Origin of the sequence: Vibrio sp. MA40-2 (assembly GCF_047302445.1) — a bacterium.
Lineage (GTDB): Bacteria > Pseudomonadota > Gammaproteobacteria > Enterobacterales > Vibrionaceae > Vibrio.
In genome coordinates, this window is sequence record NZ_CP178627.1 from 843,923 (window position 1) to 860,128 (window position 16,206).

Consider the following 16,206-nt stretch of genomic DNA (forward strand, 5'->3'; position numbering starts at 1 on the left):
GCCCTCCTTGCTCTCTTTATGCAGGCAATAAATATGAATACAACTCAATCCAGTTCTTCAAGTCTTTTGGTTTCTGAAGCATTTTTAAAGCGACGTGCTTTTTGGAATGTGGTGAGTCGTTACCTTCTTATGACGGCGGCTCTTGCGTCCATTTTTGTCACTGTCGGCATTGTATATGTGCTGGTTTCAGAATCCTTACCTTTTTTCCAACATGTATCTATTTTCGATTTTCTTACAGACACTCAATGGACACCGATGTTTTCTAATGCGCATTTTGGCGTGATGACGTTAGTTTCTGCAACACTCACTGTCGCAGGTATTGCTCTCGGAGTTGCCATTCCCGCAGGGATTGGTCTAGCCATTTATTTGAGTGAATACGCCAGCAACCGTGTACGAGAAATCATTAAGCCTTTCTTAGAGCTTTTAGAAGGTGTGCCAACGGTAGTGTACGGTTTTTTTGCACTATTATTTGTTACTCCACTACTGCAAGTCATTATCCCAAGTCTTTCCGGTTTTAATCTGTTAGCACCAGGCATCGTGATGGGGATTATGATCCTTCCATATACCGCATCCGTAAGTGAAGATGCTATGCGTTCTGTACCTATGCATTTAAAAGAAGCAGGGTATGCCTTAGGTTATTCACGCTTTCGCGTTGCTACGCACATAGTAATACCTGCTGCATTATCTGGCATTACAGCCGCTTGTATTCTTGGCATGTCACGTGCCGTTGGCGAAACGATGGTTGTGGCGATCGCTGCAGGTCAAAACCCTAGGTTTGGCTTTGACCCAACCGAAGGAGCGGCCACCATCACCTCATTCATCGTACAAATGGCGATGGGAGATTTACCTCATGGCACAATTGCGTATCAGTCTGTATTTGCCGCAGGCTTAGTGCTGTTCATCATCACTCTGATTTTTAACATCCTCGGTTTCTACTTGCGTCGTCGATTCAGAGAGGTTTACTAATGCAAAATACCACTTTAACACTCGAAAAAATCGTCCGTAAAAATAAACAAGCCGATATTACCGTCGCAACAATTGGGATTGTTATCCTACTTATTGCAATGTCACTACTGATCAGTGTTTTTACCGAACTTATTTATTCAGGATTTCCTCGTCTTTTTGACATCGATTTTTATACTAACTTCCCCTCTCGTCACCCAGAACGTGCGGGTATCTTATCTGCTTGGGTTGGTACCAGCCTAGTAATGTTGGTGACGGCTTGTATTGCCATCCCTTTTGGAGTTGCAGCAGGGTTGTATCTCGAAGAATATGCCCCAAAAAACTGGCTGACCAACATCATAGAAATCAACGTCAGTAACCTAGCTGGTGTGCCTTCCATTATCTATGGCTTACTTGCGTTAGGGTTGTTTATTTATGGTTTTGGTTTAGGAGAAAGCATCATTACGGCAGGCTTAGTTCTGGCGCTACTGATACTTCCCGTCATCATCGTATCTACACGAGAATCGATTCGAAGCATCCCTCAAGAGCTACGTGAAGCCGCCTATGGTCTCGGTGCAGACCAATGGCAAACGGTACGAATGTATATTTTACCCGCAGCAAGGCCTGGTATTTTAACAGGAACCATTGTTGGTCTCGCTCGTGCAATTGGTGAAGCCGCGCCTGTTATTACCATTGGAGCGTTGACCTTTATTGCGTTCTTGCCAAGTTCACCGTTTCAAAGTGAGTTCCCATTTATTAGTTTTGAGTGGTTATCTAGCCCATTTACCTTGATGCCTATTCAATTATTTAACTGGGTATCTCGCCCACAAGCCGAATTCCACATCAATGCCGCGGCGACTGGTGTTGTACTAATGGCAATGACAATCTTGATGAATGGCATTGCCATTTATATCCGATACCGACTGCGTCGTAACTTGAAGTAAGAGAGAACCTAACGATGACGACACAAACCGTTTCAGCTTTATCTAACCAACCAGTGAAAAGCGAGCAAAATAGCGTGAACCACAGGTCAAAGATATCGTCCGACTCATCAATAAAAGAGACGCTTCGTGCAGAAGTAAAAAACCTAAATTTTTGGTACGGCGGTAAAGTTCAAGCTTTACACAGTGTCAATTTACCCATTGCGGACAAGAAGATCACGGCATTGATTGGTCCTTCTGGCTGTGGTAAGAGTACTCTGCTGCGTAGCTTCAACAGAATGCACGATCTCTATCCAGGCAATCGCTATGAGGGAGAAATCCTATTGCATCCAGGCGCGAATAACTTGATTGATATGGAGGCTGGCCTAGTTCGTTTAACGGTCGGCATGGTGTTCCAAAAACCTAATCCCTTCCCTAAAAGCATCTACGAGAATGTGGTGGCAGGTCTGCGCATTCGAGGTGTTAATAACAAAGCAGAACTTGATGCTCGTGCAGAAGAGTCTCTGAGAGGCGCAGCAATTTGGGATGAAGTCAAAGATAGACTCCACACCTCAGCCTACGGCTTATCAGGAGGACAGCAACAGCGACTTTGTATCGCCCGAGCATTAGCCCCAAAACCTGATTTATTGCTACTAGATGAGCCAACATCGGCATTAGATCCCATTGCAACCGCTAAAATTGAAGACCTACTGAGTGACTTACACAAAGAAACTACCGTCGTAATGGTCACTCACAACATGCAACAAGCGGCACGTATTTCTCATTATACTGCCTACATGCACATGGGTGAAATGGTCGAATTTGCGCCAACAGATACCTTGTTTACATCGCCAGAAAAAGAGAAAACTCGCGACTACATTACAGGCCGTTTTGGTTAGGAAGATAAGATGGAAAATCATACTTTAAAGAACTTTGATCGTGACTTAGAACAGATAAGATCCGAACTCAATAAACTCGCTAACGTTGTATTGCAAGAGTTCGAGCAAGCAATTGATGTCTTTGACCAGCCAAATACCGAGTTAGCCGATAACATTGTGGCGCAAGACCGTATCGCAAATCAATGCTTAGTGAACATCGAACAGCATGGAGCCAGAGTATTAGCTCGCCAACATGCTGTAGCGGATGATCTACGCTTTATTCTCTCATCCATGCGGATCGCACCAAGGTTAGAGCGCGTAGGCGATTACGCAAAATCGATGGCAGTAAAGTCAAGCAACTTCAAACATGTTATCCCTGATGAACTCAACGAACTATTTCACCAGATGCATGTTCATTTGATGACGATGTTACGTAATGTCATTGAGGCGTACAACACCAAGAATACCACTCAAGCAAATGTTGTCTGGGAAGGAGATGATGCGCTCAATGCCTATTATCGAGATGTGTACTCTCTGCTCATTCAGGGGTTTAACCAGAAAATTACATCACATCAACAACAAGTTGAACTGTTGTTTATTGCAAAAGGACTAGAGCGTGCAGGCGATCACATCAGTGACATCGCCAATGACGTCCAATTTATGGTGAACGGTTAACCATTTATTCTAATTGTCAGAGGCCATACCCTCTGACAATTTATTCTCAAGACGTTCAAACCATCCCCAATCCTTGGTTATTTCTACTCTCCTAGCAAGTCTTACTTTGATATAAATCAAGGGAGTCTCATATAGTCATCAATACATTCACATATATTGAACTATTTCTTATATTTACCACTTATTTATATATACAGTTATCCGCATAAGCCAATAAGGAGTTATGTGGTATGAACATAATCAATCAAAAGTCGCTGGATATTTCGCGACGTCGTTTTTTAATAGGAGCTGGTGCAACAGCTTCACTAACACTACTTGGCGTAAACCCTATTGTAAATGCCATGGATAAGGCAGGATATACAACGACCGCGTTAGTCAACAGCGGTAAGTGGGTTGCGACAACGTGTAACGGTTGTACGTCATTTTGTGCAAAACAAGTCTATGTACAACAAGGAAGAGCATTGCATATCCGAGGTAATGAGTTCTCAAAAGTACATGGAACGTCAAGCTGCCCACGTCAGTATATTGCTTTACAGGAACTGTATGACCCAGATAGATTAGCGCAACCTGTTATCAGAACGAATCCCAAAAAAGGACGAGGTATTGATCCCCAATTTAAGCCAATTTCATGGGACAGTGCGATCGCTCTCATTGCTGATAAAATTATGGATTTGCGTGAAAAAAATGAAACACATAAATACGTTGCATTACGCGGACGGTACTCTGAGCTTAGTGATGTGCTTATCAAAAACTTCACTCATGTTCTTGGCTCGCCAAATGATATCACCCACAGTTCTTTATGTGCTGAAGCAGACAAATTTGGCAGTTTTTTTACTGAAGGTGACTGGGGCTACCGTCAATACGATATTCAAAAAACACGTTATATTCTTTCTTTTGGTGTCGACCCACTAAGCGCAAACCGACAAGTGTCTTATTACTGTTCTGAATGGGGAAACACTCTCGATCACGCTCAAGTGGCTATTGTTGACCCTCGTTTCTCGGCATCGGCTGCAAAGGCGGATGAATGGTTACCCATTGAGCCAGGACAAGATGGTGCGCTAGGGCTAGCCCTTGCTCATCAAATCCTCATTCTCGGTGGGTGGCACAAACCCTTTGTCGGTGACTTTAATGATGGAGTCAATCAATTCGTTGCCAATAATGATGTGGATGAAAGCAGCTTTAACGAATTACATACCTATGGTTTAGTTCATTGGTGGAATTCAGAACTCAAGACATGCACACCTGACTGGGCAGAGCCACTTTGTGGTATTTCCAAACAACAGATCGAACGTTTAGCAATCAAGTTAGTTGATGCCGCACCGAGAGTGCAAATTTGGCGCTCGCGTGGCGTTCAGATGCAGCACCGTGGTGCTTATGCCGCGATGGCGCTGCACGCATTAAATGGCTTACTGGGCGCTATTGATCAAGAAGGTGGTGTATTGAAATGGAACTCAGTACCAACAAACAGTATCCCTTCTAGTAAGAATTATGTTGATGAAGTTGCCGCCAATGGACTTAAGTACGAAAAAATTGACCGCCGTGGGCGCTTAGAGTTTCCCGCATTAAAAGGAGGTAAAAGTGGTGGCGGTGTCGTTACCAATGCCGTGGCTCAAAGTATCTTAGAAGAAGATCCTTACCTGCCGAAAGTGGTGCTAGGCTACTTTAACAATTTTAGCTTCTCTGCTCCAGGCTCTAAGCGATGGGAAGAAGCACTCAAGAAAGTCGATTTTGTTGCCCATATCACAACGAACGTGAGTGAATTTAGTTGGTATGCTGACCTTCTCCTACCTGCTCCACATTTCATGTTTGAGCGATGGGGGATTCAAAAAACCTCTGGAAATCGATATTCGCAATTATCAATAACACAACCGCTTGTTACTGCAATGGGTGAGATACATGAAGACGAATGCGGAATTCCTTGGCTAATTGCTAAAGAACTCGCCTCACGTGGCTTTACTGAACCGCTTAATTATTTAACCAACGAGTTTCGTGATGTAGAAACAGGTAAAGCACCGACATCACCTCAAGAAATTGCAGAATATGCAACTAAAATTGTTACTCAACCACTTTGGGATCCACAAATGTATACAAGCGGTGACAGGCTTTCTGGCTGGGAGGAATTTAGACAAAAAGGGATCTGGAACTCAGCTCCTTATTCGTTCCGCGCGCGCTGGAGCCATATGAAAACGGAAACAAACAAATTTGAATTTGTCAGTAAAACATTGAAGAAAGCGCTAGAAAAACATGCTAAAAAACATCATGTGAATGTCGATGAGGTAATGCAAGCGACAGGCTATACAGCGTCAGGTGAACAGGCATTTATGCCGCACTATGAACCGCCGTTTAGATACGGAGATATAGACCAGTATCCTATGTTACTGGTCGACCATAAGTCCCGTTTGAATAGAGAAGGACGAAGTGCCAATACACCGTGGTATCAAAATAATCTTGATATTGACCCTGGCTCTCGCAAAAACGCTGATGTTGCGAAAATTAACCCCTTGGATGCCAAAACCCTTGGAATACAAGAAGGTGACGCTATCACGATTACCTCTGAACAAGGCAGTATTCATTGTACCGCCTCTTTATTTGAAGGCGTGCGCCCTGGCACGATTGCAAAAGCTTACGGCCAAGGTCATTGGGCGTACGGCCGCATTGCTTCTAAGAAATTTGGCTCCGAAGCCAGAGGGGGAAATAATAATGAGTTGCTACCTGCTGCTTATGAACGCCTATCAGGTTCATCTGCATTTTATGGACAAATTGGTGTCCGTGTAGAAAAAGCATCAGTTTGAGGAGAATAAATCATGAAATATGGCATGGTAATCGACCAACAAAAATGCGTTGGCTGCACAGGATGTGTTTTAGCTTGTAAAGCAGAAAATCATACACCCGAAACTATCAATTGGTGCGACAAAATTATCCGTCAAGGTGGCACATATCCGAATATAGAGTTTGAGTACATTTCAACCATGTGTAACCACTGTGACGATGCCCCTTGTGTCAAAGGATGCCCAACACAAGCGATGCACAAAGCAGAAGGAGGGCTGACGTTACATGATCCAGATAAATGCATCGGTTGTAAAGCATGTATGGTTAACTGTCCGTATGGCGTTATCAGCTTTAACTGGGAAAAACCTCACCAACGTTGGAAAAGTGATATCCCAGTAGTTGATGGCGGATTTACAGGCCAAAGCATGTTGAAGGAGACCGGTGGCACAGGCAGTCCACAAAGTAATCCTGAATCGGCAAATATATACCCTTCTATGCGCTCAAGAGGTACGGTAGAGAAATGTACATTCTGCGCCCATCGTCTGAAAGAAGGATTAAACCCAGCTTGTGTCGATGCTTGTCCCTCTAATGCTCGTGTGGTTGGGGATTTAGATGATCCGAACAGTGAGGTTTCTATTCTAATTAAAAAATTCGATGGACAACCTCTTCGAGCCGAACTGGGAACGCAAGCTAAGGTATTTTATATCCGACGCTATACGCCCCAACGCCACTAAGACAGCAGGAGACTACAATGCATATCAATAATAAAATACTACTCATCATCAGTCTCGTTGGTTTGATTTTTGGTGGATATTTCGCGATTGAAGAATGGTTTATTCGACCTTCTTTTTCTACTAACGATACAATAATCTGGACATTACCTTTAATTAGTTACATATTTTTAGCGTTGTCCAGTACAGGAGTATCTATTGTCTATGCGTATGGTTCACTAAAGCATGTAGACGGTATTGAGGCAAACAAACTTACTTTGATTGGTTTAGCACTAGGGCTTTTGGTCGGTGCTTTTGCTTCACTAGCAACAGAGATGGGATCGCCTTTGCACATATTCTGGTTAGTATTCAGTCCTAATTTCTTATCACCTATTTGGTGGATGGGGACACTCTACTCAATCGAGTTGCTCTTGTTGTTTGTTAAGTTAACAATGATGCTATTAGATAAACATTCATCACTAGATACGATTTTAACCTATGCTACGTTGATTGTTGCCGTAACGGCAAGTTTAGTTTTAGGTAGTGTTTTTGGTACGGTTATTGGTCGAGAAGGTTATAGTGGAATAGATGCTTCAGTCTTAACTTTTATCTGTGCTTTAAGCTCCGGGGTTGCTATGATTCTGTTGATTTCGAAAAATAAAATCAACCGTTATTATCTTAGCGCGGCACGTTGGACATTTGGTATTTTAACCCTTTTCATTATGGTCAAATGGATCTACTTAACCCGAGCACATGTATTAGAAGAACCACAATGGCTGCAGGTTATCTCTATACTAGGCATTGCACTCGCATGGCTTCTAATAAAGTATCTGCCTAAATTAAGTGCCAGCTTTGTGCTCGCGTCAATATTTAGCATTGAACTTGCCTTTGTTATCCAAGGACAACTATTTGTGTTAGGCCCAAAAACTACCTGGTTTGGAAAGTCAGTTGAATATTCTGCTAATATTGCTGAAATTGGGGTATTGGTATTAGGTGTAAGTATCGCCGTTATCGCATACAACCTTATTGTTCAAGGATTGCCTTATCTACGTTCAAGAAAAATCCATAACTAAAACTGACTGATATTAGACAAGGGGCGATATTCGCCCCTTTATTCTCTGCGTAAACTATGAAGTAATTTCAAATTAGGATGACGGTAAAGCGAACCTCGCCTCCTTAGTTGCTGTCATGTGAGTCAGATAACATATCATCGACCCATTCTGCAAACCCTTCCCCACCCGGCAGTGAAAGTACTTTATTTGGTTGATGTTGCAATTGTTCTAAATATGGAGCGATATTCGCTACTAATCGTATTATCAAAAAATTCAAACATAGCGTCATCATTCAAAGAATCTCCAATATAGGCACAACTTTGTTTAATTCTGTCTAATGTCCAATCCGGATGGTGTCAATTGAGCCACAAAAGTGCGCTATGTTTTTTGGCATGGTCACCTTTCCAAATATTGATATGAATAGAACTAGCCGTCGCCTTTATCCCTTCCGAATAAATCAAATCCAAGGCAAACTTCAGCTGTTCTTCTGTTGTCCCTTTATACTGCTGATTATAATCAATCGCTAAATCATAACGTCGGTAGGTATTATCCTGTCCCAAAGCCAACAAAGGTTTTTTAAACAATACCTTATTAACCACTCGTTCGAGATGTTGGTAGTACTTTTGCCTTTGCTGCTCACTTTGCGTATCGATATACTTGAGCCCGTTTTGATGTTTTTCAACGCAAAATGCGCCATTCTCACCAATTACAGCTGAAACTGGCCATAAACGTGCAATCTGATCACACTAACCTGCACAAACGCCAGTAACGGGAATCACGGAAATATTAGCTGCACGAAGTCGATAGAGTGCAACTAGTATCGTTGTCTTTTAAATTAATTGTAGGTCATCAAATTACTATTAAATACTCAAATGAACGTCAAGTCACCAACTACGGCAAATAGTCTCTTTACTTTCAACCATTAGTAAATCCTCGAACCCCGTTATTTCGGAAGGTAACGCAGGAATAGTGCCCTATAACCTAACTTGATGGAGTCATGTGGCAACCTTCACTGATCAATAAATTAATCTATTTTCGCAAATTACTTTTTCAATCTTATATGCTATAGTTCGCACCAGTTTGAGGGAGTAGCTATTTTGCTTTGTTAGCATTGCAAAAGGCTGTATCAACATATTTGACCACACGTCATGGTACAACCGGTGGTACTTTTCGTACCAACCCAGCGAGACTCGAACAGCTTATACACTTCATGCAGGGCTAAGTGTTAGGTTGTTCGTTTTTCATAAGCCCTTCTATCACTTATTCTATGACTACGTTTTTACTTCCATTTTTGGCATTATCAGCCGGTTTCTTGGTACTATCATTCAGTGCAGACAGGCTAATAGCTGCAACAGCAACCTACGCCAAGCACTGCAATATATCAATGATTTTCATAGGTATGACCGTGGTTGCTTTTGGCACTTCTGCACCCGAATTACTGGTATCGGCCGTTGCGGCTTTCAATGATGCTGGTCAGTTGGCTGTAGGCAATGCTATTGGCTCAAATATTGTTAACGTTGGTTTTGTGCTTTCCATTGCTGTGTTAATAGCGCCCATTCAAGTTCACAAACGCTTCATAAAAATAGAATTTCCAATATTGGCTGGCTCAATGCTCATCTGTATTGTACTCATGTCTACAGGAAAGCTTAGTATGGTAGACGGCATTTTATTGGGCTTCTTGTTACTTATTTACTGTCTCTATTTAGCTAAGTCTTTAAGGCAAGGTGAGTTTTCTCAAGATGAACTAGAGTTTTTATCATTATCTAAAAAGCGAGCTGGTTGGGAAAGCTTAGTGATGCTACTACTGCTGCTAGCCTCATCAAGATTGATGGTATGGGGAGCCGTTGATCTAGCTAAATTTGCTGGTTTAAGTGAGCTTACCATTGGATTGACTATAATTGCATTTGGAACAAGCTTGCCCGAGCTCGCAGCCGTGATTGCTGGAGCACGCAAAGGAATGTACGACATAGTATTTGCTACAGTAATAGGATCGAATATTTTCAATTTATTGGGCGTAATGGCTATACCTTCAATAATAGGTAAAGAGTTAATCATTCCAAATCAAGTTTTTAGTCGTGATATTCCTTACATGATTATTTTAACCGCAGTGTTAGGTAGCATGTTCGCCGTGTCCTTCCTTCAATCACGAACACAAAGTAACAAGCAACAAACTGCTTACAGCATTCATCGTCTGGGAGGAGGAGTGCTATTAATCATATTCATATCTTACCTAACAAGAATAGCGTATTCGGTGATTTAGATTTTCCAAAACAAGGCGCCACCCCAATATCTAATTCTAACAAATTTGAGCGTATTCTATTACTATCCAACTAACTCATTGCCCAACTTAGTGTATTATTACTCTTCATCAATACAACACTCTTTTTGTAAGAATTGGATTACAGCTTCTAAACAATCGTATTCCGCCACACAGTATAAGGTGCGTCCTTCACGACGCTGAGAAATTAAACCTGATGAGGCTAAACTCGATATATGATGCGACAGTGTAGAAGCCGGAACGCCAAGTTTCTCTTGTATAAGACCGACTGCTACGCCTTGATGACCCGCCTTTACGACTACCTTGTAGATACTTAACCGAGTGTTATGTCCTAGCTCTTTGAGTGCTTTTGCTACTGCATCAAGTTCCATTTTTGTCTCTTTAAGTCATAAAGGAGAAGATGTTATTGATGATAATGGAAACATTGACTCATGACAAACATAGTCAGCTCACCATTGTTTTATAATCATTATTCAATTAATATTTTCATAATTACAGGCGTATTGTATTGACTACCACTCCATTAAAACTATAATTCCAGAAAGATCGAAATATATTCATTTCGATATTGATAGTTGTTATCGAAAGCGTCATTTGGAGCGTCAATATGAACCCAGAAATTGCCACTATGGCAAAAGAAGCACTTGATATGTTTGTTTTATTAGCAACAGAGCTAATCATTCTCTTCTTGGTCATTAGTTATATCGTGAGTTTTTTACAAGAAGTACTCACACCAGAAAAAATTCAATCAATCCTTAGCTCAAAGGAAGGGAAAGGATGGATTATCGCCGCCCTACTAGGTTCAATTACGCCTTTTTGCTCCTGTTCTACCATCCCTTTTCTAAAAGGTTTATTACGTGCACGCGCGGGTTTCGGACCGATGATGGTATTTCTATTTGCAAGCCCACTACTCAATCCAGTAATCATTGGCTTATTTGTCGTCACCTTTGGATGGAAAATAGCAGCGTTCTATTTTGTAACTGCGATGACCGTATCTGTTGTTGCTGGCTATGTGCTTGAAAAATTAGGCTTTGAGCGCTATGTAAAGCCAGAGGCATATAACGCAGCGGGTGTATCGACATGTGCTACATCTTGTAATGAATCCAGCAAGACAGAAAAACAGAACCCAACATCAAGCTGCAGTCCGCGCTTTTGTGGTGAACCAACACCAGTCGTAACAAAAACGTCATGTTGTAATGCTCCCACGCCCACAGCAAATCCTGAAATAACAAAGTGTTGCAGCTCAGCCGATAGTCGTGCTGCTACAACAGTCTTGGAAGAAAATCAACCCAACCGTTGGGTACGAATTTGGTATTCTACTTGGAAAGACTTCAAGCAAATGGCGCCATATTTAATGATAGGTATTGCAATTGGTTCACTTATCTACGGTTTTGTTCCAACAGATTTAATTGTGAAATACGCGGGAGAGGCGAAGTGGTACGCAATCCCTGTAGCAGCTATCATCGGTATTCCATTGTATATCAGAGCAGAAGCAGTGATCCCGTTAAGTGCAGCTCTAGTGCAAAAAGGTATGGCATTGGGTTCAGTAATGGCACTTATTATCGGCAGCGCAGGTGCAAGTCTTACCGAAGTCATTTTGCTGAAATCCATCTTTAAAACCCCAATGATTGCTGCTTTCCTATTTGTTATTTTAAGCATGGCAATAGGGTCGGGGTATTTGTACAACTGCATTTTTATTTGAGCATTGAATACATTGATGCTTTATCTGAGAATCCATGCCATTACATCGACAAGCTCTATGCCTTTGACAAACAATTAGCAAGAAGGATTGCTAGATGTCCCCATTCATCTAGCTGAGCAAGTGTATCTTCAAAAATGTGTAAGGTATCTCTTTGTGTGCGTTGTTATATAACTTTAGTTCTTTTCAATCTAGGCATAGAAGAGCGGTAATCTTAGTCCAGCGCCTAGATAGTAATTATTGTTCTGAAAAAGAGTGACAAGCCTTATTTTATAAGCCTATTCAGATTTATTTCAGATCCATGTGTTGATACGATGAAGGATATCAATATGACACATCACCTAAGTTATACTGGTGTAGTTGGCGTTTTAGAGATTCAAACATTTTTCATTAATATTTCTATTTCCTCCTCCAATTCCTTAACATTATCCATCGTTTTATAAGAATGACTACTTATTGAAGTAACGTTCTTATTCATCTCTTCTGCCACACTAGATTGTTGTTCTGCTACCGTGGCTATCTGCATGTTCATATGATTTACATCAGCAACTGAATCGGCAATATCAGCGAACGCATTTTCTGTTTGCTGTATCTGCTCAACTGAAAAACTCACCTTTTCTAACCTGGCATCTACAGCCTCAACAGCCTGGGTACTTCCGCGTTGAAGCCTGTCAATCATCGTTGATATTTCTACAGTAGATTGCTGAGTTCTAGAGGGAAAAACTCGCACCTCATCAGCAACTACCGCAAACCCTTTACCATGTTCGCCTACTCTTGCGGCTTCAATCGCGGCATTGAGTGCTAACAAGTTTGTTTGTTCTGATATACCACTAATAGAACCAGTAATCTCTTTAATTTGTTGGCACTCGTTTGCTAATTCATTTATCGATTGAGAAATAATGGATAAACTTTCCGATAGTTCTAGTATCGTATCTCTAGTCGATGAAACAGTACAACCAAGGATCACTGCTTTCGCCCCTTTTTCTGCTAATGACTCAATGACGTCAACAAAAAACATCTTAGTTTGGTCGTCAAAAATCCCCACCGAAAGCTTGTTATAGAGCATTTCTTGAATAACGTCTTGATCGATAGCAGATGGCGCCATAGTGAAACGTGTACCCACAAGTCCTACCTTATCAAGTCCTGCGCTTCTAAGGTGCTTTCCCATTGCATCAGCAATATGTAAAATAGGAATAGATAGAGAAGCTTGTATCTGGTCATACACTTTGTGCGGCGTATTAACACATAAAGATATCCCGTCCACCCCTCCGCGCTGCAACTCTAAAGCGGCTTCCTTCTTGAGTTTGAGATACGCTTTCTGAGAAGGCATAACTAGATGAAGAATCTATTCCAGTATTTAGCCAACAGTAAACAACCCATTCCAACCATGTTCATTTTGGAGATTCGTTACCCTTAAATTTATCTTTACATAAAATTACATTCATTCTTATTATTATTTGTTTTTTTCTGAGTTAAGCTGATTTTTATTTTTGATACCGGTTTTTAATACAAAGACAGAATCTAATAGTCTTAATAAAGAAGTAAGATAAAGATGAAATTCGAAGTACTGCTTTTGGCGGCCCATAGTGCAGATAAAGGATGTAAAAATTATGATTAAAAACACCGAGACAACTTATGGCAGTATTGCGAAATGGCTTCATTGGTTAGTAGCCTTTTGTTTTCTAGCGGCTTATGTGATCGTATATTTTAAAATGTGGTTTTTAGACAAAGACGATTCATTATTCCGTTCAAGTCTGAATATACATGCAGCAGTGGGTTTTAGCGTACTTATCTGGTCTTCTTTTCGCATTGGGTGGAGGCTGATGAATACTCAACCTAAAATGCCTGAAATTCCGAAATGGCAGCTAAACAGTGCGCGTTGGATGCATTGGATCCTTTATTTTTTTATGTTTGCAATGCCAATTTCCGGATGGTTTGGCTTCGGTGGTTCAATCGACTATGGAGTTTTTCAGGTTTCCACATTTCGTGAAACAGGAATAGGACGGTGGATTTTAGAGTTGTTCAATACTGAATGGGATGTTTGGGAAAAGAAATGGGACTTTTTCCATAAAGAGATTAGTGGGCCATGGGTACTGTGGATTTTAATTGCTATTCATGCTGGCGCTGCTTTATACCATCACTTCGTACAAAATGACGATACGCTAACGCGTATGCTGCCAGAGAAATTAGACAAATAAGTTAAATTTAAAATAGTAGGCTAGTCCCCTGTTTTATCAATTAAGACAGGTCACCTCGTCAGGCAATGGACCAGGTGTCGAAGACTTGAGCCACTGGTAGAGTAAATCGATATGTTGTCTTTTAGATGAACCTTTAGGCCAGACAAGATAATAGCTATCACCAGTCACCACTGCTTGCTTAAACGGCAACGCAAGTAGTTCGGTGTCAATCGCTTTCAGACTGAGTAACAAATCGCCAACAGAAATACCATGGCGGCTGATCGCTGCTTGGTTGCCCTGCTCAAGAGTATCAAACACCTTGCCCTTATTAATGTTCAAAGACTTATAATAACCAGTGCGGTCTATCCAACGCCGCCAGTCACGGCGGTCCGAAGTCGGGTGAATTAATTCACAAGAACTTAAATCACGTTGAGCCTCACTCAACAACACAGGTGAGCAAACTGGAATCAGCAGCTCTTCAAACAGCGGAAGACATTCAGTATCGGTACCAAAATTACCCTGTCCCAGCAGTATGGCACAATCGTGAGGTTCTCGGACAAAATCAACGCTATCGATATCCATCCACACACTGACAATTTCAATCATTGGTACCGCGTGCTCATCTCTAAAATTACTCAGTGCGTCCAGCAACCAACTCATGGTCAGCGTGGAAGGTGCTTTTAAGCGTAGTTGCCGATTATTACGACCAAAATAGTAACAAGCATTTTCCAAACTCTGAAAACTCTCCGTCAATTGACTAGCGAGTGAGTGACCAGCAGGGGTAATGAATACTTTGGGACCATGTCGCTCAAACAACTTGCATTCAAACCACTCTTCCAGTGTTCGCACATGGCGACTTATCGCACCAGGCGTAACGTTAAGTACATCCGCAGCTTTAGAAAAAGATCCTAAACGAGCAGCCGCTTCAAACGCCCGTAACGCATACAGTGGAGGCAAAGTCATGTCCTTATCCCATTGTGAGTATTACTCATAATAATATACAGTTTTTTTCGTTTTTTAGTACTGATTAATCCCTTCATAATAAGATTAATTCATTACGTTAAACCGATTTTATGATATTTGAAAGTATGAATGTAACTCATCTACAGGTAATCAAGTATCTCAACAGGAAACAGCATACCATGAACCTATCATTACTCCTCAGCTACAGTCTCGTCGTACTACTATTAATTATCACTCCTGGTCCAGTCGTTGCTCTGCTTACCTCTACAGCAACCCGTGAAGGACAACGTAAAGCATTTATGACGATGCTAGGCACCAATGGAGCTTCCTTGTTGTTACTGACGATTGCAGTATTGACTTTGGCAGGTATAGTACAGTTGTCTCCCGTCTATCTATATTTATTGGGCATTGTCGGTTCACTCTATATTGGCTTTGGCGCGATAATGGACCTACTCACAATAAAGAACTTACTAAATGTCGATATAGACAATGAATCAACATCGGCTCTCATCGAAACCGCCCAAAATAGCGGGTTAGTCAAAGGTTTTATTATTGGGATAGCCAACCCGAAAGACATCTTATTCTTTGTCTCTTTCTTTCCGCAGTTTATTGCAGTGACACACAATTTTTCTATAAGCGTAATAACACTGTCTACTATCTGGCTGCTATTTGATTTAAGTATTCTCTCTCTTTACATCTTGTGCGTAAAATGGTGGTCAAAAGTATTTAACTCACGCTGGATTGAAGGATTATGTGCAGGATTCCTATTCGCTGTAGCTGTAGGTGGTGTGTTTTATAATTATCAGCAATTACTTCTGTTATCTGTATCTAAATAAGAAGGATGTCGGCAAGTCGCTACGTATTTAAGGCTGTCTCGTACTACTTTTAGCCATTTGATCAACGTAAGCTACGAAACTATTTGGTATTAGTGCAAAAAATTCGGACCTATTTATAACCATAGTGTGAAGAAAAACTCCGGTAGGTTTGGTGATATATGGTTTATAGACAAGATGTATATTAACGTTCGTGCTAAGTATCTATGAATGTAAAAAATTGTAAAGTAAGCAAGCGTAAACCAGTTCTAAACTATTTCTCTGATGTGGAATGGTACATTTCTCCTCATCAAATACTTGGTCTGGAGGA

General features: G+C 41.3%; 16 protein-coding genes. 11 read left to right on the forward strand and 5 right to left on the reverse strand.

Features of this window, described 5'->3' with window-relative positions; all coding sequences use genetic code 11:
• The first annotated feature begins 33 nt into the window (after positions 1–33).
• The 7 genes from pstC to ACLKML_RS03680 all read left to right on the forward strand — a co-directional run bounded on the left by pstC (position 34) and on the right by ACLKML_RS03680 (position 7,967).
• Positions 34–966: a phosphate ABC transporter permease subunit PstC gene (gene pstC, locus ACLKML_RS03650; protein ID WP_413282394.1), complete on the forward strand. Its 933-nt coding sequence runs from the start codon at positions 34–36 to the stop codon at positions 964–966.
• Positions 966–1,886, forward strand: a complete 921-nt coding sequence (gene pstA, locus ACLKML_RS03655; protein ID WP_413282395.1) for a phosphate ABC transporter permease PstA — start codon at positions 966–968, stop codon at positions 1,884–1,886. The genes pstC and pstA overlap by 1 nt, the downstream gene beginning before the upstream one ends.
• A 53-nt stretch (positions 1,887–1,939) precedes the next feature.
• Positions 1,940–2,761, forward strand: coding sequence for a phosphate ABC transporter ATP-binding protein PstB (pstB, locus tag ACLKML_RS03660; protein WP_413283722.1), 822 nt, complete (start codon positions 1,940–1,942; stop codon positions 2,759–2,761).
• 9 nt (positions 2,762–2,770) lie between these two features.
• Positions 2,771–3,415 (forward strand): phosphate signaling complex protein PhoU, encoded by a 645-nt coding sequence (gene phoU, locus ACLKML_RS03665; protein ID WP_413282396.1) that lies wholly within the window; start codon positions 2,771–2,773, stop codon positions 3,413–3,415.
• 230 nt (positions 3,416–3,645) lie between these two features.
• Entirely contained in the window at positions 3,646–6,207 is a 2,562-nt protein-coding gene (locus tag ACLKML_RS03670) for a molybdopterin-dependent oxidoreductase (protein WP_413282397.1), read from the forward strand.
• A 12-nt stretch (positions 6,208–6,219) separates the two neighbouring features.
• Positions 6,220–6,918, forward strand: a complete 699-nt coding sequence (locus ACLKML_RS03675) for a 4Fe-4S dicluster domain-containing protein (protein WP_413282398.1) — start codon at positions 6,220–6,222, stop codon at positions 6,916–6,918.
• Positions 6,919–6,935: 17 nt separating this feature from the next.
• A complete protein-coding gene (locus tag ACLKML_RS03680) occupies positions 6,936–7,967 on the forward strand; it encodes a hypothetical protein (protein WP_413282399.1) in 1,032 nt (343 codons plus the stop codon).
• A 103-nt stretch (positions 7,968–8,070) separates the two neighbouring features.
• Here ACLKML_RS03680 and ACLKML_RS03685 read toward each other — a convergent pair whose 3' ends face one another.
• Together ACLKML_RS03685 and ACLKML_RS03690 are read right to left on the reverse strand one after the other, a co-directional pair.
• Positions 8,071–8,238 carry a hypothetical protein gene (locus tag ACLKML_RS03685; protein ID WP_413282400.1) on the reverse strand — a complete coding sequence of 56 codons (168 nt, stop codon included), beginning with the start codon at positions 8,236–8,238 and terminating at the stop codon, positions 8,071–8,073.
• Between the two features lie 64 nt (positions 8,239–8,302).
• The gene (locus ACLKML_RS03690; protein ID WP_413282401.1) at positions 8,303–8,530 is read right to left on the reverse strand and encodes a hypothetical protein; all 228 of its coding nucleotides are present in this window, start codon (positions 8,528–8,530) and stop codon (positions 8,303–8,305) included.
• Positions 8,531–9,213: 683 nt separating this feature from the next.
• Here ACLKML_RS03690 and ACLKML_RS03695 point away from each other — a divergent pair.
• Complete coding sequence (locus ACLKML_RS03695) at positions 9,214–10,206, forward strand: calcium/sodium antiporter (protein WP_413282402.1); 993 nt, start codon at positions 9,214–9,216, stop codon at positions 10,204–10,206.
• A gap of 98 nt (positions 10,207–10,304) precedes the next feature.
• Here ACLKML_RS03695 and ACLKML_RS03700 read toward each other — a convergent pair whose 3' ends face one another.
• A complete protein-coding gene (locus tag ACLKML_RS03700) occupies positions 10,305–10,595 on the reverse strand; it encodes an ArsR/SmtB family transcription factor (RefSeq protein ID WP_413282403.1) in 291 nt (96 codons plus the stop codon).
• Between the two features lie 236 nt (positions 10,596–10,831).
• On the opposite strand from ACLKML_RS03700, the gene ACLKML_RS03705 reads away from it, so the two are divergent.
• Positions 10,832–11,926, forward strand: coding sequence for a permease (locus ACLKML_RS03705; protein WP_413282404.1), 1,095 nt, complete (start codon positions 10,832–10,834; stop codon positions 11,924–11,926).
• Between the two features lie 373 nt (positions 11,927–12,299).
• Here ACLKML_RS03705 and ACLKML_RS03710 read toward each other — a convergent pair whose 3' ends face one another.
• A complete protein-coding gene (locus ACLKML_RS03710) occupies positions 12,300–13,253 on the reverse strand; it encodes a methyl-accepting chemotaxis protein (protein ID WP_413282405.1) in 954 nt (317 codons plus the stop codon).
• Between the two features lie 280 nt (positions 13,254–13,533).
• Here ACLKML_RS03710 and ACLKML_RS03715 point away from each other — a divergent pair, with 280 nt between their 5' ends.
• Entirely contained in the window at positions 13,534–14,121 is a 588-nt protein-coding gene (locus ACLKML_RS03715) for a cytochrome b (RefSeq protein WP_413282406.1), read from the forward strand.
• Between the two features lie 36 nt (positions 14,122–14,157).
• Here ACLKML_RS03715 and ACLKML_RS03720 read toward each other — a convergent pair whose 3' ends face one another.
• Complete coding sequence (locus tag ACLKML_RS03720) at positions 14,158–15,063, reverse strand: LysR family transcriptional regulator (RefSeq protein WP_413282407.1); 906 nt, start codon at positions 15,061–15,063, stop codon at positions 14,158–14,160.
• A 179-nt stretch (positions 15,064–15,242) separates the two neighbouring features.
• Between ACLKML_RS03720 and ACLKML_RS03725 the strand changes: the two genes are divergently transcribed.
• On the forward strand, positions 15,243–15,899 hold the full coding sequence (locus tag ACLKML_RS03725) for a LysE family translocator (RefSeq protein ID WP_413282408.1): 657 nt from the start codon (positions 15,243–15,245) through the stop codon (positions 15,897–15,899).
• The last annotated feature ends 307 nt before the right edge of the window (positions 15,900–16,206 follow it).